The following is a 21,379-nucleotide window of genomic DNA, read 5'->3' on the forward strand; positions in this document are numbered from 1 at the left end:
CTTCCTTTCGTCATCAGCTACCTTTTGCGGATATTTTTTTTGGTATGCATTATTTTTGGTCGACGTCTCATTATTTTTAATGGCATGCGAACCATAAAATCTTTCCAGTCACTGAATCGATATGGAACAGCAGGACTGGTATAAGGAACGCCAAAACTTTTCAGTTTCACTAAATGACTGCAAAGTAAAAGAAAGAAGAGAATAACTCCATACAAACCAAATATCGCAGCACAAAACATAGCTACAAAACGAAGAATGCGTAACGTAATTCCTACACTATATTGTGGAATAGTAAAAGAAGAAATAGCTGTTACCGCAACAACGATAACCATTATTGGACTAACAATTCCTGCTTCTACGGCAGCTTGACCAATTATTAAACCGCCCACAATTCCCATTGCAGGTCCAATCGGTTTAGGCAGACGTAAACCTGCTTCTCGCAAAACTTCGATAGCTACTTCCATAATTAACGCTTCTATTAAAGCGGGAAAAGGAACTCCTTCTCGCGATCCGATAATAGAAATAGCGAGCTTAGTGGGAATTAATCCTGGATGAAATGAAATAAAAGAAATATACAGTGCTGGAGCAAATAATGAAACAAAAGCTGTCATGAAGCGTAATAAGCGGAGAAGCGTACCAGGAAGCCACCTTTCATAATAATCTTCTGGTGATTGCAGCAGCATACTAAATGTAACTGGAGCAATTAAAACAAATGGTGTTCCATCTAACAAAATAGCTACTCGACCTTCCATTAAAGCACTAATAACACGATCAGGTCGTTCTGTATTTTGAATCTGTGGAAAAGGACTTAGATAATTATCTTCAATGAGTTGCTCTATATAACCAGATTCGAGTACACTGTCTATGTCAATTTTCTGAATTCTATTTTTTACTTCATCCACCAATTCTGTACTAGCAAGATCTCTAATAAATGCGACAACTAACTCTTTCTTTGCACGTTCTCCTACTGGTAGCTTTACTAATGATAAGCTCTCATCCGCACAATGTCGTCGCAAAAGTGAGGTATTATCACTTAATACTTCAGTAAAACCGACCCGTGGCCCTCTGACTAATGCCTCCGATACTGGTTCTTCAATGTTTCGTTTATTTGCTTTTGTTGTACCAAGAATAAACACATCTGCTAAACCATCAATTAAAAGAGCTGTTGAACCTATCAATACTTTGGGTATTAAATCTTTTATGTAATGGACTTCTGCTACTTCACTAATTGTAAGAACTTTATTTTTAATATATTCTTTTGAAACAGTCCCCTCCACATAAGAAGTTTCATTTTTATATTCATCAGAAAAATCATCCATTAGTAATTTCATAATATGTTTGTCAATTATCTCTTTATCTGATAGGCCATCAACAAAAACGATCCCAGCCTGAATATCTGTGCGTCCAATATTAAACTTCCGAAAGCGAACATCAGAATTATGTCCGATTTGTTGCTTTATAAGTTCTAAGTTAGAGGCAAAATCATTTGTGAAATGAACGATTGCATTTTGAGAAGGTTTATGCTCTTGTTTCGTTTTACTTTGAATATTATTTTTTTCACTTGTTTGTCTCTTGACTTCCACCAACTCATTCTTCCCACTCTTTCTCTGACATACGAACCCAATGAAAAAATCTTGAGATAGTATACGGAATTAAAAACAAGATAAAAGCTTGTACAAAGACTTTCCAATCTGGAAGATAAGAAGTAATTATGTTCCACATTTTTATCACCCAATTTATATACTCTGCTAGGATTGAGATTTCTAAAGAACGATATGTACTTAATAAAAAATAACTATAAGATTAAAGAGCAGAAAAGCGAGACATTATGCTTATTTAGCACCAATAACCTAGTTAGTATAAAAACATTTCTGACCTAAAATACCATTTCCAATTATAATTTGTTAGATATTATCTCCTTTTCCCTTATTTGTATGCCTGCATTTGAATTTCAAATAATATAAGTATTAATGATATTTCCTCTTAAAGAAAAAAAGATGCTAGAAGATAGCATCTTTTTTTAAATTCAACTTACTATGTATTTATATTTCATTGTGAAAATACTCGTTTTTTTAAATGAATATTAATGTTTAAAAAAATAAAAAATACATATTCTTTTGTTATAAGTTCATACACTTCTACCGAATCGATACGGAATTTTCTGATTTTAAAATCAATATGAAATAAAGGAAAATACTCTCTTAGAAAAACTATATAAAACAAATAACATGAAAACAATTATCAATCTAGCAATTGAAAATAATAATTAGCAAGAGTTTATCATCTTAACTCCAGGTGTATTCGTTTTGCTTCAAAATAAAGAACTTGAATAAATTTTTTCGTATCAATACGAGCAGGTACTGTTGGTTCATTATTCAATTCTGTCATCTTTCTCCTTACGGTAGTAAAATCAAAAAATCTAGAAGCATAATTTTCAAACTTCGGGTTTAAAAAATCAGTAAGTCCAAGGGAAGCTAAATGGTTTAATGATTGATATATTGCTCTCCGAATCCGTTGTTTGGAAGCTTCTATGAACCTTTTTAATTCGGCGTCTTCAGCTGAATCCCCAAGTTTTTTTTGAGCTAAATTCATAAAAATCTCTTTTAGTGAGGGGAAACCTTGTTCCAACGTGTTATCTTGTTCATATTTATATAAATAATCTAGCATATCCATTAAATCTTTACTTCCACTTTCACTGGCTATTCCTAATTCAGACAAAAGAAAATGAATGGAATTTTGAAAGTGATTAAAAGTATTTAAATGTTTTTCATTACGGTATTTTTCTTGCGCACTTGCATTACTATCCAATTTTAATACCATATTAAGCGATTCTTGAATGTTTTTTATTGATTTTTCCAAACGAATTCGTTCAATGACTTTCCCAACAACTGTTAAGACTTCAATCCGGTTAATTGGCTTAATAATATAGTATTCAACGCCAAGCGAATAAGCTTCAGCAATTAACTCTTTTGATTCTACTTGAGAAACCATGATGATTTTCCCTTTAAACGAAGGCTTTATTTGACGAATTGTTTTTATTCCATCTTGAATCGGCATTAACAAATCGATAAATAAAATGTCTATCTTTTTAAGGATTGGCATGTGTTGCTCTAAAGATAAACCATCCTCAGCTTCTCCTATAACCTCTCCAAGATCTTCATCCTCGATAATTTGAGCCAACATTGAGCGAACCGCTTTTTCATCATCTACTATATAAAAATACATAGAATCACCCTTTCGAAATTATATGATCAATCCCTAATCTAATTATAAAAATTGATCCTTTTCCTTCGGTTCTGTCCTCAAGCGTAACATCACCTTCTAGTTGTTCGACCATTTCTTTAACATACGATAGTCCGATGCCTGTCGATGGATTGCCTAAATCATCATATTTAGAAGTAAACCCAGGCTCAAAAATTGAATCTTTATATTTTGAAGAAATACCTGGACCGTTATCTCCTACTCGAAATTCAACAAAATGATGGTCTTTATTAATGTCAATTGTGATGATTCCCATACCTTGGATAGCTTCTACAGCGTTTGTAACGATATTATTTATAATAGATAAGATTGTGTAAATATGATAATGAGGATGCACACCATCAATTTTATACACAAATTGGATGTCTTTCTCTAGCAACCGTGCGTATTTCGTATTTGCCCGTATAATGATGTTTACCAGTTCATGTACAGACATATAATCTGTAAAACTTTCATCAGAAATTAGTTTTGAAAGTCCCGCAAAAATGCGTTGGTTATCCTTTTTAACGTCATGGACCTCGCCAGCAATTTGTAATGCCTGTTGCCTTAAATCCTGAAACTGAAAATCCATCTGTTTATGCTCAAAAGAGTCTAAGGTTTTATATAAATCATAGGATTTTTTTGTTATATTCTCAGCATCTTGTAATGTTTTTTTTAAATGAACAGCATCTTCATATAAATTAGAGATAAGCATGAGCATGTGTTCATTTTGTTTCTTTATGTGTCTCTCCCTTGATTGCGCTTCATACAATTTCATCATATTGAAAAAGCTTAGAACTATAAAGCTATGGGAACATGCGATAACAATGATCTCATTTATTGCCTCAGATGTGATTGATGTTTTTAATACGAAATATTGAATCATTAATTCCACACAGTCTGACAGTATTTCAATCATGCAACCAATAAAACCAATCATTAGTGGTTGATGATAAAAACGTTTAATTTTTGCTAAATGAAAGAGATACGAATAAGTAAAATAAAAGAAAAAACTAGGATAGTGAGTATGAAAAGCGGCTAGCCAATCCATATTTCCCTTTATAATGACATCCATTGAGATACGAAATACTACCACGACTATCGCTGTTAAAAAGCCCGGTAAAAATGCTGGAATTCGTCGAAATAATAACAAAAAAAAGAAAAATGTTGGTGCGCCAAAGCTCATTCTAAATGTTTCATTTAAAGGAAATGACTTTATTTCACCTACTAAGGGCACTGTAAGTATCATTAAAACGAGAATATAGATGTCTTTTTTTACTAAATTACTAAGATTCAAAATAATCACTTCTCACTTTCGCCTAACAGTCAGTATACAAACCTATTTGCATTAATACAATACTTACTCTATTTTTTTCAAAAACTGATAAATAAGTTATAAACGAAAGCATTATAGATTGTGAGTATTCATTACACCCTTCTACTTTAGAAAGATACTTTATAACTCAAAAATGTTCAGACACAATATAAGGTCTGAACACTTTTGGACTCGCTCTAACACCAAAATATCTGTGCTCCTTTTTAAAATATACTTAAATCCCATTCTTTTGCAATATGTTCTAACAACATAATTCCTGGTAAACTATTCCCATACTCATCAATGGCTGGTCCGTAAATACCAATACCACATCCATCTTGAAACGATAAATCCTTCCTAGATTTTGAGGGAACAAGTGTCATAATTCCGCCGGATACCCCACTCTTAGCTGGTAATCCAATGAAAGCAGCAAATTTTCCAGAAGCGTTGTACATTCCACAAGTAAGCATTAAAGCTTTTGTTAACCTAGCTACTTCTTTAGGGAGCACTTGTTCTTTGCGAATAGGATGATATCCATCATGTGCTAGTATAAGCCCTATTAAGGCAATATCTTCTGTATTTATTTCAATCGAACATTGTTTTAAGTAAACCTCTAGTGTCTCCTCCACATCTGATTCTAGAAAACCATTCTCCTTTAAATAGTATGCTAATGCTCTATTACGATGAGCCGTTTCCCATTCTGATTGAAATACTATTTCATTAATAGCGGGACGCTTCTCTATCATTTTTTCAATTAATACGTATAGAGATTCTAATTTTTCTTGCACCGATGTCCCTGGCAAAAGTGAAGCTATCGTAATCGCTCCAGCATTGATCATAGGATTAAAAGGTTTTCCTGGTTTATGTATCTCTAAACGAATAATTGAATTAAAGGCATCTCCAGTTGGCTCTACGTCAACTCGTTCTAATACATAAGAAATACCGCGACTTAAACAAGCGGCTATAAAACCGATTACTTTTGATATACTTTGTAATGTGAAAGGTATCTCCCAATCTCCTGATTTTATCATTGTTCCATCTGGCTTTACTATACAAATACCTAACTGCGATACATTTATTTCCCCCAGAGCGGGAATATAACTGGCGCTTCGTCCCTTAGCTGCATACGCTCGATAATGAGCTACCCATTGATCTAAGCAAACTTTTTCTTGCCCCTCAACTTGAACGCTAGAATCCTTTATCATTTAATAATATTCCCCCGTACTATTAACTTTATATAGAATGATTTTTTCTTTACTATAATCAATAATATTTGCACTAGAACCAAGAAAAATATTCAGACATATTGCAGTCTGAATATCCTTCTTATTACACACTTTTCTTTTTTGAAGTTTTCTCATAACTATCCCAACATTCAATATTTTCAAGTCCTTTAATGTTTTCTTTATAAAAAATAGGATCTTTACCAGCTTTTTTCTGGTTTATATAATCTTGTAACGCCGCAAATGCTACTTTTGAAAGTAAGGTAATAGCAATTAAATTAATAATAACCATAAAGCCCATAAATAAGTCCGCTAAATCCCATACAATTTGAATCTTTGCAACAGAACCAAATACAATCATAGCCAACACACTTATTCTGTATATCATTAACCACACTTTACTTGTATGTAAGAAGCGAATGTTTGTTTCACCATAATAATAGTTGCCAATTAACGCACCAAATCCAAATAAAAAAACAAAGATAGCAAGACAACCCGATGCCCAAGGGCCTATGTGTTCACTTAATGCTGCTTGTGTAAGTGCAATACCATTTAACCCCGGTTGTTTATATGCATCAGACAGCAAAATAATAAAGGCGGTGCTAGTACAAATGATTAGTGTATCCGTTAATACACCAAATGCTTGAATCAGTCCTTGTTTCACCGGATGACTTGTTGTTGCTGTTGCAGCAACGTTTGGTGCACTTCCCATACCAGCTTCATTTGAGAATAAACCGCGTTTAACTCCATTCATAAGTGCTGCACCAATTGAACCGCCTGCTATTTGTTTAAAACCAAATGCGTTTTGAACAATAAGAGAAAGAACTTCCGGCATTTTTGATATGTTGGTAACTACAACAAATAATGCAACTCCAATGTATAATACCGCTAAAAATACCACCTTGTATTCAGCCATTTTTGCAATACGTTGTACACCACCAAAAATAATCGCAGCGAAAGCAATGGCCATGATTATCCCAACTGTTAGACGATCTGTACCAAATGAGTTTTGAAAAGCAATTGTAACTGTATTTGATTGTACTGAATTGAATACAAGTCCAAAAGTAATTGTGATTAAAATAGAGAATAATACTCCCATCCAACGTTTATTCAACCCTTTTTCCATATAATAGGATGGACCACCGCGGAAACCAGTTTTATCTTTTACTTTATATATCTGTGCTAATGTGCTTTCGACAAAACTAGATGCCGAGCTAATAATAGAAATAATCCACATCCAAAATACAGCTCCAGGACCACCTAATGCAATTGCAATCGCAATTCCTGTAATATTCCCTGTCCCAACGCGGGCTGCCATACCAATACAAAACGCTTGAAAAGGAGAGATTTGATCTTTAGAACCACTTTTCCCCTCCATTAATACACGGACCATCTCTTTTAACATTCGAAACTGTACAAAATTCAATTTAAATGTAAAATAAATTCCGCAAATAACAAGCATAATAATTAACAATTTAGACCATAAAAAATCATTTGTTGATCCGACTAACTCTACAAAAAACCTTTCCATATCATCACTCCACGCCAAAATTTATATATTATAATTTATATAAAATCACCTATATTTCCTGGTATAAATACCTCTTTCATATTCAAATACAACAAGGATAAAAATTTTCTATATTAATCGGATTGGCCTGTTTAAGCAAACAGCACAACATGTAACCGTAAAACTGAAATTTTGAAGTACTTAACGCTTATACAAACGGATGCTCTACCCCTTTCTGCAAACTAATATTTTTATCCACTAACATTGTTGTACTATTATGTTTGTTTCGTTTACCGGTGATTTAAATCATAAAATCAATAGTGATTAACTGGTTATTTGTTAATTTTCTCAAGAACATGGAAATATCTCCTTTCTCACTACTAATCTCAAAAATAGGCTAGATAAAAAATTTATAGAAAAACTATGAAGCGCTTTCAATCTTCAACTAAGAGAAGCTTGTCTTTAATTTATAATTAAAAGTACAGAATGTTACGAAAAAGTACAGATTTTTATAAAAACAAAAAAATATTTTAAGATTTTTCATCTAAAAAAACAGTGAGATTTTGTGAATTTTATACAGTATCCAAACGTCGCGGATGCTGTTCTACCTAACCTCTGACAAGCCTCTATTTTCTTCATAAAAACATGCATATTTTTTCTCTTTTAGAAGTTCATATAAAGTATTTGAAATCAAGAATCAATGGAATATTATAAGAATATTAAAAAAAATAAAACATTTAATTTATTTATGTTATCATACAAAAAACATTTGTTTTCTCAATTAATCCCCCTAGTTGGATTCGTCTATATTGCACATATTTACAACATGAAAGACACTAAGAAAAAAAGATTTTGTTGAAGGGATGAAACATTACAAAACTCTTATTTAGGACCTTATGACATCCTCTTTTCTAGCAATATCGAGTTATCCCAAAAAACGTATATTTACTAACATAGATTACAGGTGGTGTATTGTGAAAGAAATAGTATTCGTTCAAAATAAAAAAAGACTCCTTATGAAATTCGAATTTTTAAAAAAGGATTTAGTGCTTACCATTTCACTGATACTAGCAATTGTAAGCTGCTTAATACATTCGCCAAAGATCGAATATATTAACTTTGAAGTGTTAATTAGCTTATTTAATCTGATGGTAGCCATTAAGGCCTTGGAACAGCTAAAGATATTAGACAAACTTGCCGTTGCGATTTTAAATAAATGCAATAACAGCAGGTCAATATCTATTATTCTAATTTTGTTATGCTTTATTTGCTCCATGTTTGTAACAAATGATGTTGCTCTCCTCACTTTTGTACCAATAACACTTGTCATTAGTAAAAAAACACAAATGAACATGATGGATACAATCATCCTGCAGACAATTGCAGCAAACATCGGTAGTAGCTTGATGCCTATGGGAAACCCACAAAATTTATACCTATATTCTTACTATGGAATTAAGCTCATCCCATTTTTAGGTTCAATTCTGCTTTTAGCTGTACTTGGAATTAGTTTATTATTTATATTTACTCAAAAACTTCAAAAAACAGATTTGAAAATAGAACTACCTGTTATTACCGTGAAAAATCGAAAAAAAGCTACCGTCTGGATTTTGATACTTATTACTATCATTGCATCTATTTTTGGTGTTATTAATTATTACATCGCGCTAATAGTCACACTGATAGCAGCATTTACGTTAGATAGAAACTTACTATTTAAGATCGATTACTTTCTTCTAATAACCTTTGTCTGTTTTTTTATTTTTATCGGAAACATTTCCCATTCCGATGCACTGGGGACATTTGCTCGCGCTAATTTAAGAGGAGATACTTCAGTCTTCTTTAGTTCCATATTTTTGAGTCAATTGATTAGCAATTTTCCTACTTCAATTCTTCTATCAAACTTTACTTCTGATTGGAAAGCTTTATTACTAGGAGTAAATATTGGAGGGCTTGGAACAATTATCGCATCTTTAGCCAGTGTAATCTCCTATAAACTATTCATTCAGGCCAATGTTAAAGAGAGTAAGGCATATTTAATTAAATTTAGCATTTACAACTTTTCATTTTTAATCATACTTACATGTATACAATACTTTATCTTTAAATTTCTAAAAATTTTTTAAAAAATTGATTCCTATATTAAAACCCAAATTNNAATTTGGGTTTTAATATAGGTATGTTTAAAGAGCTACAACAAAGTTACCATCAATTTAATATTTTGAGATGTTCCCAAAGCGAAAACCTTTTAGCTTTTACGTTATTTAATAGAGTTCGGTTCATTTTTTATGCACTCAGTTATATAATAAATGACTGAATTTATAGGGTAATAACTTTCAATTAATAATAGAAATATAACTTATTACAATGTTATTTCATTTTTGAAGTCCTCTTCACAAAATCTTTAATGTCCCTCAATTTTTTTCCGCTAATATTATCTTTGATCGTTGAATCTATTTCAATTTCTAATTTTGCAAATGCTGCTCCTACACAATTATAGATACTTGATCCAAAAGCAAGATGTCTTGCAGTACCACTAAATGCCTTTTTAATATCAATGTCAGGACGATAAACGGTGAATTTATCAAACCTTTCAAATACGTTAGAGTCACAATTTGTTGCACCAATCATACAGTAGTATCCACATAACTAGTTACATTCTCCTTTTTCTATTGTTAATAGCTTCGTAATAAAAGCTGTTAAACAGCAAAAGTGCGAAGTCTTAAATTAGACTTCGCACCTTATACAAATTTACAATCCGTGACGATACCAACACAAATGCAATACTATATACATAATCACTCATTATATGTGTTGCTCTTTTAATTGGCCAATGTATAAACAAATCCTTTTACTTAGCCATCCTTCATGATTGGCTTGATTGTTTCTAGATACTTAATCCCTCTATACTCATTTCAAGCGGTAATCCATTCCGATGGAAATTACAAATGACAAAATTTATCCGTTTTTCCTACTTGCTAAATTCAGCAAGTAAAATGTTTTTAAAAAATTCCGGGTTATTAATGTTTAAACTGTTCGAATTGATAGCGAGTATATGTTTACCTCCAAGTGTTCCACCAACAAAAGTGGAAAACCCTGGAACGCCCCCCCTGTGTCCCCATACTGAGACACCGTTCGGAAGCTTAATTTCAAGGATTCCAAGACCATATCCGGTTCCCTCTCTATTTGTAGGAACTGTAGTAAGCATTTGTTTTAACTGCTGTTCCTTCAGTAATTTGCCACCTAGTAAGTAAGAGAAGAATTTGCTTAAGTCGTCAGCAGTAGAAATCATATCTCCATCCGAGCTACCTGGGTTAATATAAGTAACGTCTTTTAGCTCACTCGCTCCGTCTAGTTGCAAATAGCCACGGGCATGCTTAGTCCCTGGAATCACGCTTGAATTGCCAGGTAGGAATGTATTTGACAAATCAAGCGGTTCAATAATCCGATTTTCAACCTCTTCGGCATAACTGTTGCCAGTTACTTTTTCAATAACGATCCCCAGTAATACGTATCCTGTGTTTGAATAAGACCAACCCTTTCCTGGGGCAAAGTCTGGGGGAAGTGAAATCCCCATCTTTACAAATTCTTCAGCCGTATACGATTTTTTTATATCCGTAATATCAAAGTCTTTTGAATTTATATAGTCAGCAATACCACTTGTATGATTCAATATTTGCCGGATAGTAATCTGGTTACCATCATATCCGTTTCCTTGAATCACACCAGGTAACCATTTTTCAATTGAGTCGTCTAGATTCAAACGGTTCTCTCCAGATAATTGAAGTAGAACTGTTGCAATGAACGTTTTCGTCACACTGCCAATGCGAAAGCGAAAATCTGCTTTCATTGGTTTCTTAGTTCTCAAATCCGCTATCCCAGCACTATAACTCCAAGTTTTACCCCCCCTTAGAAATTTGAGCGAGTATTCCCGGGTATCCAAGTTGCAGTTCATCTCGCATTGCTTTCTTAACGGAAGTACGATCGCTTTTCGTACTTGTTTGTAACGAACTAGATACATTTTTCGTAGGTTCTGCTTTTACAATTGATGTTGGTGTTATGTATAACAGGGAACTTCCAGCTATTAAAAGTGCTAGACTTGCACATGTAATTTTACTGCGTGTTTTCATAAAGAATTCCTCTCTTCTATTAAAATTGTATAGATAGTTGATAGCAGTGTCATATACGAACCACATAGCTATCCATTCTCCCAATGATGAAAAGGCAACAATGCATTTGCAATCATTGTACTCATTATTTTCACAAAACACTCTTGTTACTGATTGTTATATATAGGCCGTACTTATCCCCCCTTCACGACTCCTTATATTTTTATCCTACACAATGAAAATCTCTTTTTTCTTACCTATTCCTTACAAATTCCTTACATACAAAATCACTTGTACACTAGGGTTGAAGTAGCATCTGTGCCCGAAAGCGCAAAAAACACCGATGCTTTTCGCTTCAGTGTTTTTGCGCTTTACATATTGAAGATTCGTTTTACTCTTAACAGGTTAAACTGCTAATTTTTTCTAATGCGATTATTCTTCTTGCTATATAAAACAAATTTCATTGTGTTATATGAAACACTATGAAATTTGTCATTAAGGCATATTATTCTAAATTTATTGATGTACTTGAGATGGACTCAATTTTTGAATTTGAACAAGTATATCAAACGCTTTACCTAATGATATATCAACAGTTTTTGGTATATCAGGCCCTTCGGTAGTTATTCCAGCGAAAATTGGATGTTGTTCGTGTAACCAAGTTTTTGTCACGCCGTTCGCCTTACGTAAATCAATAAAAAATTGATCTTTTTTGACCTGTCCAAAAATGTAGTTATAACTGTTTGGATCATCCAATTTTAATGTTCCATAGGGGCCAAATTCACCGTCACTATTAATTGGCCACAGTAAGACTTTATTTCAAACCCACAAAAAATAGATTACCTGTACAATAAAAAGTATAGGTAATCTATTTTTTTTGAGATTAATAAAAACCTAATTTATTTTTTGAATTCTTCCATCAATAATAGACTGAATTGGTTCTTTTGATTTTTTTATATAATCTACTAATGCTTCAAAATCAGTTGGTCCTGTTTCAGCATCTTTACCGTTTTTAAAAGATACAAATCCATCTCCACCTGAAGCTAGAAATGCGTTAGCAACGACGCTGTAAGTTTTAGAAGGAATAATTTCTTCTCCATTTGTTAAGCGAATACTTGTTACTTTTTCTCCATTAGGCTTGTTCGCATCCCAAGTGTATTGGATACCTGAAATTTGAAGCATTCTTGTTATATCTTTTTGCCATTGTTGATTTAAAATATCACGAATGTCTTGACCTGTTAAATTTACTTTTATTAATTGATTTCCGAATGGTTGAATACCATATATCTCTCCCCATGTAATATCACCAGCATCTAAGTCATTACGAATACCACCAGGATTCATAAGTGCAATTTTGGATTGCATTGTTGCACGCTGGGCATCAGCAACTAAATTTCCGAGAGTAGATTCACCAGCCGTATTGAGTTTACGATCTAGTGGAGCAATAGACTTACCTACAACTTCATTAACAAGAGGTGCGATTTTTGCTTGATATTTCTCCATCTTCTTCTTTATTTTTTTATCAGGCTCCATGCCTTCATGGTAAGTTGTAACAATTTCTGCTTTTTTCTCAACAATATCTTGTGTCTTACGATCAATCTTTACATCAACATCAGCAAAAGCCATACCATATGAATTTGCTTGTACGACAAGTTTATTATTAACAGTTCCATTTACATAAGTATGGCTATGGCCACCAAAAATAACATCGACTTCTGGATCAGTCTCATTTGCTAATCGGACAATATCACCATTTGTTACGCCGTTCCCATCTGTTGTACCTCCGTTATGTGCAAGAACAACGATAGATTTAACGCCTAGTTTTTTTAATTGCTTTACGGATTTGTTAATAGCTTCAACTTCATCTGTAATTTCTACATTCTTTAGCATAGTAGGCATAACAAGGTTAGGAACATCCGTTGTTACGACTCCGATAAAGCCAACAGGCACTCCTTGTACCTTTTTTATAGTGAATGGTGGTAAAAATAGACGCCCGGTGGATTTATTATAGAAATTCGCAGCAACATATGGGAATTTTGCTCCTTTAAAATTCCCTGTTTTCTCATGGTACCCACCATAAATAAGGCGGTTCATTTCCGCAACACCTTCATCAAATTCATGATTCCCTATAGTTCCAACATCGAATTTCAAATCATTTAGAAATTCAATTGTAGGTTCGTCTTGTAATAATGCTGAAACAGGAGTACTTGCTCCAACAACATCGCCGGCATGTACCTTTAATGTATTTGGATTTTGTTTTTCACGATCACGTAAATAAGCCCCTAAGTACTCAATTCCCCCTGCATCTTTATTGTTAATTTTTTTTACTGTGTCTAGTTGCCCATGAAAATCGTTAATACCGAGCATTTGTACATCTATGTAGCGGTTTTGTTCTGTACTTGCTTGGATTGAAGGCGCAGCAAATACACTAGTAAAAGTAACTGTACTTAATGCTAAAGCAACTGGAATGATTTTTTTCAACATAAAATTTCTCTCCCCTAATTAAAATCTGACATAATACGATGTTATTTTAATATATTAAGAGAATTATTTCCATAAAAATTCTACCAATTATAAAAATTAATAAGATTTTATTGTTTTCTGACAAGATATTTTTTCCTCAAAAAAATGTATATTTCTTTGTTTTGAGGAAGAAATATTATCTTGATAGTAATATAACAATACTTCTAAGAAATCTAAAAAACTCTAATCAATACATTTTAGCTGTTAAGAAGAATATTCAATCCAAAACTAATGGCGATTTATTAACCTAACATCTCAATATCAATATTTAAAAAGATGCTCCTGGATTTATCCAAGAGCATCTTTTATAAAGCTTTATTTTAACTTATTTATAATGTCTCAATTAACAATTATATAGTTGTAATCAGTCCTTTAAAAATGATAGGAGTGCTTCATTAAATTCTTTAGCATGCGTTGCATTGAGCCCATGTGGACCACCCTTTATTAATGCTACTTTAGAATTAGGAATTGCTTCATGTGTTAATTTCCCACTATATTCATATGGTACAGTTGCATCTGAATCACCATGAATGACAAGGGTAGGTATATTAATCTTGGCTAAATCGCTTCTGAAGTCTGTTTTGCTGAAAGCAGCGATACAATCTAATGTTCCTTTAGGTGATGCACCCGCAGCGATATCCCTATTGTAAAGTCGAAATGGTTCACTAACTAAGTCAGTTCGATCTCCAGCAGCAAAAAAACCTTTCGTAAACTCATCAAGGAATGCTATGCGATCACTTTTCACTCCATTTTCAAATCCTTGAATTGCTACATCATCTAATACACCCTCAGGATGATCTGCTGACTTGTAAAGGAATGGTGGTACAGCTCCGGCAAATACAGCCTTCTCTATTCTATGGGTTCCATATTTCCCAATATACCGGGCTACTTCGCCTCCCCCCATAGAAAAACCAACAAGTGTGACATTTTGAAGCTCTAAATGTTCTAATAGTTGATGTAAATCAAAAGTAAAGGTATCATATTCATACCCTTCCCACGGCTGAGATGATTTTCCAAAGCCTCGACGATCATATGTTATAACTCTGTATCCAGCCTCAACAAGAGCGGGAACTTGATATTCCCAAGATCGACCACTTAACGGCCAACCATGAATGAGTACAACTGGTTTTCCTATACCATGATCCTCATAATATATCTCAATTGGTGCTTGATTTTCGGTTCCTACAGTAATTTTTGCCATTCTCCTACCTCCTTTAATATGTATCCTTTTCTTCAATAATTCGGATGAATCTCATAAGCTATTCATGCACGTTTATGTTGTGAACTCTAAGTATGAAACTCTATTGTTCCAATGCATTTTTTCTCCGTTTGGAACAATCCCCCCTCTAATACCTTTTTCATCATAAAATAATTACTGAACATTACTCATATTCAATTGTAATAACAAAAATAGGTGACTATCAATATTGTTCTATCTATAGGATGTATAGGTAAAACCAATCTATTTTATAGTGAAAACAACTATAGTTACGACCTATACAAATTATAGATAATTTAGAATTGATTAATGAATCAGTTTTCAAATACTATAAATTTGTATAGCACTTCATGTTCTGTGAATGCTGCTATAACCAATATTATTGGTCAGCTTAGTTATAAACGAAGAAACTTATGATAGTATTCGACTATTTAAACTTTCTTCGATTACTTAATTTTTAGGAGGAATACATAATGACTGATCTCTATTCTCGTATTAACAAAGATGATGCTGTCGTGCTTTTAGTAGATCATCAAACTGGTCTTATGTCCGGACTAGTACGTGACTATGGTGTTGATGAATTCAAGAACAATGTTTTAGCTCTTGCTCATACTGCTAAGTTTTTTGATTTACCAGTTATTTTAACAACAAGTTTTGAAAACGGACCTAACGGACCTTTAATGCAAGAATTGGTTAATCTCTTTCCTCATGCACCAAAAATAGCTCGACCTGGACAAATTAATGCATGGGATAATGATGATTTTGTAAAAGCAATCGAAGAAACTGGAAAAAAGCAAATTATCATCGCCGGCGTAGTTACGGACGTTTGTGTTGCTTTCCCTGCACTTTCCGCTATAAAAGCTGGATATGAAGTATTTGCTGTTACTGATGCTTCAGGTACTTTCAATAAACAAGTTGCAGATGCTGCAAATACTCGTATGGCACATAGTGGTGTGCAACTTATGAACTGGTTTAGCGTAGCTTGCGAATTACAACGCGATTGGCGCAACGATGTCGAAGGTTTTGGCAATTTGCTTGCTAGCAATCTTCCAGGCTATCAAAATATAATTGGAAGCTATATGGGCGCACAGCGAGATCTTAGTAAACAAAATGCATAAATGTATTTCAAGGAAATAGCTTTAAATCACTTTTTAAAAAATGGATAGTATACATTTAGTGCTGATTAAATCAGCACTCTCTTTTTAATTAACAGAAAAAACATTATTTTCAATAATATCGATTTTAAACAATTAAAAAAGGAGCGTTTTATTATGAGTAATTTAGAATTGTTAAATCCGGAGAACAGTGCCTTAATTTTGATTGATTTTCAGCCTCAAATGACTTTTGGAGTTGCAAGTATTGATAGACAAACATTGATTAATAACGTTATGCTGCTTGCTAAATCAGCAAAAACTTTTAACGTACCTACTATTCTTACTACAGTTGAAACACGCAGCTTTTCTGGTTATTTTTGGCCGCAAATTCTTGACATATTCCCAAACCATGAAATTATAGAACGCAGTTCAATGAATTCTTGGGAAGATCCAAAATTTGTTGAAGCAGTTAAAGCAACAGGTAGAAAGAAATTAATATTTGCAGCACTTTGGACTGAAGTTTGCCTTGCATTCCCTGTGCTTGAAGCAATTAAAGCTGGCTATGAGGTGTATGCAGTTGATGATGCTTCAGGTGGTACTAGTTTGACAGCACATAACGCTGCTATGCGTCGTGTAGAACAAGCTGGTGCAATTCCAGTGACAGCAATTCAAGTTTTACTTGAATACCAACGTGATTGGGCACACAAAGACACTTATGATGCTGTAATGGAGATTGTAAAAGAACACACTGGCGCTTATGGTCAAGGTGTAGAATACGCATATACTATGGTTCACGGCGCGCTTCCAAGCAGAAAAATATGAAACTAGAAGGAGTAGCTGTCGAAGAGACTCATACAGAGAACACAATGGATGCTGCTAATCCAGTAACAACGATTGTTACATGGGAAATTCAACAGGGTAAAGAAAAACAGTTTGAAACATGGAGACATGAAATTGAGGCTGCGGCTACTAAATTCCCAGGACATTTAGGTGTAAATCTAATAGTCCCACCAAGTAACGAATCCAGAGAGTATACTGTTATTTTTCGCTTTGATACGTATGAGCATCTACGTGCTTGGCAAGAATCAGATGTTCGCCGGGATTTGTTAAAAACGGCCGAGCAATTTCAAGCCACTAATCCAACTTACAAAACTGAAAGCAGTTTGGCTTATTGGTTTGTTACTCCGAAAACGCCAGTTCCACCGCCAAAATGGAAAATGTCTATCGTTACCCTTTTGGGTGTATGGCCTCTTAGCATGTTAGTTCCTAAATTGATAGGACCTATTATAAAACATATGAATCCTATTATGTCAGCTTTTTTTGTTTCTGTATGTATAGTGTCCTTGCTATCATGGGTAGTCATGCCGATTTTCGGTAAATTATTTCATCCATGGTTACAAAATAATAGAAAGTAGACGAGGTGTGAACATGACTTTACCGGATATGATCTTATATAACGGAAAAATTACTACCCTTGACCCTTCTCAACCTGAGGTATCTGCTATCGCCATAACTGATGGTTTAGTCACTGCAGTAGGTGGAGATGAGCTTCTTAATAGTGCCACGGAAAAAACAAAGAAAATAGACCTTAAAAGAAAGAGAGCTATTCCAGGCCTGAATGACTCTCATATACACGTTATTCGTGGTGGTCTACATTATAATATGGAATTACGTTGGGAAGGCGTGCCATCACTTTTTATTGCTCTAGAAATGCTCAAAGAACAGGCAAGGCGTACACCTGCTCCTCAGTGGGTAAGAGTAGTTGGAGGTTGGTCTGAATTTCAATTTAAAGAGAGACGGTTGCCAACTTTGGAAGAAATTAATGCCGTTTCTGAACACACTCCTGTCTTTGTGCTACATCTTTACGATAGAGCACTTGTAAATCGTGCAGGGCTGCATGCACTGGGATATACGAAAGATACACCAGACCCTCCAGGCTGCTTAATTGAGCGGGATAAACGAGGTAATCCAACAGGCCTTTTAATTGCGAATCCTAACGCTTCTATTCTTTATTCAAGTTTGGGTAAAGCACCAGTACTTAATTTTGACGACCAGATTAACTCAACTCGCCATTTTATGCGCGAATTAAATAGATTAGGTATTACAAGTGCTATTGACGCAGGTGGTGGATTCCAAAATTATCCGGATGATTACAAAGTTGTTGAACATTTAGCCGAGAAGGAACAATTAACTTTGCGTATTGCTTATAATCTATTTACGCAAAATCCAAATCATGAATATGAAGACTTTGCTTCATGGGCAAAAATTGTTTCTCCAGGTCAAGGAAGTGATAAGTATAAAATGAATGGTGCCGGAGAGATGTTAGTATTCTCAGCAGCCGATTTTGAAAAATTTCAAATGCCACGGCCTGAACTAGCTACGATGATGGAAGCTGACTTAAAGAAAGTAATTTCTCTATTGGTGGAAAACCGTTGGCCCTTCCGTTTACATGCAACTTATGATGAGTCAATCACACGTTTCTTAAATGTATTTGAGGAAGTTAACAGTGAAATTCCTTTTAATGGTCTACGATGGTGGTTTGACCATGCAGAAACAATCTCAGATCGTAGTATGGAACGTGTTAAGGCTTTAAATGGCGGTATTGCCATCCAAGACCGCATGGCTTTTCAAGGTGAATACTTTGTTGATTTATACGGAAAGGAAGCTGCAAAGCGTACTCCTCCGATTTATCGTATGTTAGACCTTGGTATACCTGTTGGCGCCGGTAGTGATGCAACTAGGGTTTCCAGCTATAACCCTTGGGTTGCCCTTTACTGGATGGTTGCCGGAAAAACCATTGGTGGGCTTTCCATATACGATGAAAAAAATAAACTTGATAGAAAAGTAGCCCTGGAATTATATTCAAAAGGAAGTGCGTGGTTCTCTGATGATGAAGGTAAAAAGGGAACCCTGGCAGTAGGTCAGTTTGCTGATCTTGCTGTATTGTCTGCTGACTACTTTACTGTGCCAGAAGAAGAAATCAAAAACCTTGAATCATTACTCACCATTATGGGTGGGCAGGTTGTTTATGGAAATGATGAATTTAAAAATTTATCACCTGAATTGCCGCCAGCATCACCTGATTGGTCACCGACGGGCGTTTATGGTTATGGTGGTGCTAACCTAGCCAACACTATACTTTCCCACGATTCCCATGATAACAAGTTACATAGTTGCAGTAACCCTCTCCATCAACACACTCATACCGTAATAGGAAAAGATGGAACTACATGGGGTATCGGTTGTACTTGCTTTGCTTTCTAAGTCAAAACCACCGGTATAATGCCGGTGGTTTTCTTTCTGCAATAAGGGGTATGTAGATTCGAAATAGCATTGTATATCCCTACATGGAATGTGTTACTATGCGATAAGACCGAAGAATTGATTGATTAACTTAACTTGTTTTTGATAGCCTTCTCTCCTTGCAAAGTCTGTCCTTTTTTCCTTAATTAAAAGTCAATGGTATCCCCCTCTTGATCGACTACACCACACATATAAATCCACTGCCCTTTGACTTTAATATAGATCTTAATTTTTCAATTGTTACACTAGAATCATTATTATTTCTATTACACTGATACTTTTTGCGAATCATTTAACTTCTGCATAAAGATACGTGCTGCAAAACTTAAAAATTTATCATCAAAGTGAATAAGATTAATATCTTGGCTTGGTGTTGGATCAGTAATACGAACTATGCTCAAAGTATCATTATTAACAAAGTTAACCAGTGAAAGAGGTATTATGGCAACCCCATGTCCATTGTATACAAGGCTCAATAGAGAAATAGAAGATTTTGTTTCTATATTTGCTTCAGATAAAGATAACCCTAAACTCTCACAATATATCTTAATAGATTCACGACAACTACATGAAACCATTATTCTACTCAGCCCTACTAATTCTCGAAAAGAAACAAATGATTTTTCATTCAAAGGATGATTTTTTGGAATTACAAGGACGAGCTCTTCACTATACAAAAGGGTGCTTGTTAATATGTCTGGAATTTGAGCACTACGTGTAATCCCGAAATCAATATTTTTGTCAACGATTTGATTTACAGCAACTTCGGATTCTATAATCTTTACTACAATGTTGGGATAATGTTGTTGAAACTTCATAATATAAGGTGTTAAATAAGTGAGATCCTCTAATAAACCTCCTATAGTAATCACACCTCTTTTTACACCCTTTAATTCAAAAATTTCATTATACACGTCATCAAATTGTTGCATGATAAATTTTCCTTTATCAAATAGCAGCTTACCCGCTTCTGTCATTTTGATACCTCTTCCAACTCGATGAAACAAGGGTGTATCAAGTTCCCCTTCTAAAACACGGATTTGTTGACTTAAAGTCGGCTGTGAAATACCTAGAACTTCCGCAGCTTTAGTGAAACTATTATTATTACAAACTTGAATAAAATACTCTAAATGACGTAATTCCATTCTTGATACCCACTCTCCGCTTTATGAAAGATTTATAATTTAAAGGACGATATGTATACGTTAACATAACAACTTTATTTCATGCTATACCAATTGAAATTACATGGTTTATTCATTTTGTATTATAATAAATTTACTACCATTTATTAATTTTTCCTCCTATTTATTTAAATTAGATTTAATTAGGACATTACTAATTCGAGATATATTTCTAAAAATTTATAGTTCGAGTGCATAATACCCTAATTTTTTCAACTTTTCGATTATCATTTTTTTCTCAATATAGTCCAAACCACCAAATATATGCCGAATCGCCTCTTTATGATGAGGAAAAATACTATCCATTAACTGAATACCATCTGAAGTAATTGACGCATACGTGACACGGCGGTCTTTTGGACATGGTTTTCGTATTAAGAACCTCTTCTTTTCCAACTTATCCACTACATACGTGATACTACTACTTGCAAGTAATATTTTCCCTCCAATTTTTTGTATAGGCTGATCGCCTTTACTATATAGTAGCTCAAGCACTGCAAATTCAGTTGGATTAAGTCCATAACTTTTTATATCCTCTTCAATACGCTTAGTAATTGCCTGTGCTGCCCTTGATAATGTAACAAATAACTTTAAAGATAAGCTCTCATCATTAATCACACTCATAATTACCAATCCTTTACAAGTTATCTTGAATTCGA

15 protein-coding genes and 2 pseudogenes are annotated in these 21,379 nt (G+C 34.1%); 5 read left to right on the top strand and 12 right to left on the bottom strand.

The window, feature by feature from the left end; all coding sequences use genetic code 11:
- Positions 1-17 precede the first annotated feature (17 nt).
- The 5 genes from CN409_RS01105 to CN409_RS01135 all read right to left on the bottom strand — a co-directional run bounded on the left by CN409_RS01105 (position 18) and on the right by CN409_RS01135 (position 7,309).
- Positions 18-1,583 carry a spore germination protein gene (locus CN409_RS01105; RefSeq protein ID WP_306418447.1) on the bottom strand — a complete coding sequence of 522 codons (1,566 nt, stop codon included), beginning with the start codon at positions 1,581-1,583 and terminating at the stop codon, positions 18-20.
- A gap of 697 nt (positions 1,584-2,280) precedes the next feature.
- Complete coding sequence (locus CN409_RS01120; RefSeq protein ID WP_097980988.1) at positions 2,281-3,225, bottom strand: response regulator; 945 nt, start codon at positions 3,223-3,225, stop codon at positions 2,281-2,283.
- A 4-nt stretch (positions 3,226-3,229) separates the two neighbouring features.
- Positions 3,230-4,546, bottom strand: coding sequence for a sensor histidine kinase (locus tag CN409_RS01125; protein ID WP_086410002.1), 1,317 nt, complete (start codon positions 4,544-4,546; stop codon positions 3,230-3,232).
- Positions 4,547-4,779: 233 nt separating this feature from the next.
- Positions 4,780-5,760 carry a glutaminase GlsA gene (gene glsA, locus CN409_RS01130; RefSeq protein ID WP_000588648.1) on the bottom strand — a complete coding sequence of 327 codons (981 nt, stop codon included), beginning with the start codon at positions 5,758-5,760 and terminating at the stop codon, positions 4,780-4,782.
- Positions 5,761-5,884: 124 nt separating this feature from the next.
- Entirely contained in the window at positions 5,885-7,309 is a 1,425-nt protein-coding gene (locus CN409_RS01135; protein ID WP_000439283.1) for an alanine/glycine:cation symporter family protein, read from the bottom strand.
- A gap of 953 nt (positions 7,310-8,262) precedes the next feature.
- On the opposite strand from CN409_RS01135, the gene CN409_RS01140 reads away from it, so the two are divergent.
- Positions 8,263-9,414 (top strand): anion transporter, encoded by a 1,152-nt coding sequence (locus CN409_RS01140; protein WP_000659287.1) that lies wholly within the window; start codon positions 8,263-8,265, stop codon positions 9,412-9,414.
- Positions 9,415-9,658: 244 nt separating this feature from the next.
- Here CN409_RS01140 and CN409_RS01145 read toward each other — a convergent pair whose 3' ends face one another.
- The 5 genes and pseudogenes from CN409_RS01145 to CN409_RS01165 all read right to left on the bottom strand — a co-directional run bounded on the left by CN409_RS01145 (position 9,659) and on the right by CN409_RS01165 (position 15,121).
- Positions 9,659-9,919, bottom strand: coding sequence for a hypothetical protein (locus tag CN409_RS01145; protein WP_000578627.1), 261 nt, complete (start codon positions 9,917-9,919; stop codon positions 9,659-9,661).
- A 340-nt stretch (positions 9,920-10,259) separates the two neighbouring features.
- Positions 10,260-11,418 (bottom strand): annotated as a pseudogene (locus CN409_RS01150) (serine hydrolase domain-containing protein).
- Positions 11,419-11,913: 495 nt separating this feature from the next.
- Positions 11,914-12,192, bottom strand: a pseudogene (locus CN409_RS31305) (erythromycin esterase family protein); the annotation flags it as partial.
- Between the two features lie 99 nt (positions 12,193-12,291).
- Positions 12,292-13,881: a bifunctional metallophosphatase/5'-nucleotidase gene (locus CN409_RS01160; RefSeq protein WP_086402533.1), complete on the bottom strand. Its 1,590-nt coding sequence runs from the start codon at positions 13,879-13,881 to the stop codon at positions 12,292-12,294.
- 403 nt (positions 13,882-14,284) lie between these two features.
- On the bottom strand, positions 14,285-15,121 hold the full coding sequence (locus tag CN409_RS01165) for an alpha/beta fold hydrolase (RefSeq protein ID WP_097980989.1): 837 nt from the start codon (positions 15,119-15,121) through the stop codon (positions 14,285-14,287).
- A gap of 491 nt (positions 15,122-15,612) precedes the next feature.
- On the opposite strand from CN409_RS01165, the gene ycaC reads away from it, so the two are divergent.
- The 4 genes from ycaC to CN409_RS01185 all read left to right on the top strand — a co-directional run bounded on the left by ycaC (position 15,613) and on the right by CN409_RS01185 (position 19,497).
- The gene (ycaC, locus tag CN409_RS01170; RefSeq protein WP_097980991.1) at positions 15,613-16,257 is read left to right on the top strand and encodes an isochorismate family cysteine hydrolase YcaC; all 645 of its coding nucleotides are present in this window, start codon (positions 15,613-15,615) and stop codon (positions 16,255-16,257) included.
- A gap of 153 nt (positions 16,258-16,410) precedes the next feature.
- The gene (locus CN409_RS01175) at positions 16,411-17,055 is read left to right on the top strand and encodes a hydrolase (protein WP_000067162.1); all 645 of its coding nucleotides are present in this window, start codon (positions 16,411-16,413) and stop codon (positions 17,053-17,055) included.
- Positions 17,052-17,648 carry an antibiotic biosynthesis monooxygenase gene (locus CN409_RS01180; protein WP_097980992.1) on the top strand — a complete coding sequence of 199 codons (597 nt, stop codon included), beginning with the start codon at positions 17,052-17,054 and terminating at the stop codon, positions 17,646-17,648. The genes CN409_RS01175 and CN409_RS01180 overlap by 4 nt, the downstream gene beginning before the upstream one ends.
- Positions 17,649-17,661: 13 nt before the next feature.
- Positions 17,662-19,497 carry an amidohydrolase gene (locus tag CN409_RS01185; RefSeq protein WP_000174494.1) on the top strand — a complete coding sequence of 612 codons (1,836 nt, stop codon included), beginning with the start codon at positions 17,662-17,664 and terminating at the stop codon, positions 19,495-19,497.
- A 305-nt stretch (positions 19,498-19,802) separates the two neighbouring features.
- Here the strand turns inward: CN409_RS01185 and CN409_RS01190 are convergent, their stop codons facing one another.
- On the bottom strand, positions 19,803-20,681 hold the full coding sequence (locus tag CN409_RS01190; RefSeq protein WP_000423185.1) for a LysR family transcriptional regulator: 879 nt from the start codon (positions 20,679-20,681) through the stop codon (positions 19,803-19,805).
- Positions 20,682-20,900: 219 nt separating this feature from the next.
- Positions 20,901-21,344 carry a MarR family winged helix-turn-helix transcriptional regulator gene (locus tag CN409_RS01195; protein ID WP_097980994.1) on the bottom strand — a complete coding sequence of 148 codons (444 nt, stop codon included), beginning with the start codon at positions 21,342-21,344 and terminating at the stop codon, positions 20,901-20,903.
- Between the last annotated feature and the right edge of the window lie 35 nt (positions 21,345-21,379).

Origin of the sequence: Bacillus sp. AFS012607 (assembly GCF_002558005.1) — a bacterium.
Classification (GTDB): Bacteria; Bacillota; Bacilli; order Bacillales; family Bacillaceae_G; genus Bacillus_A; species Bacillus_A thuringiensis_S.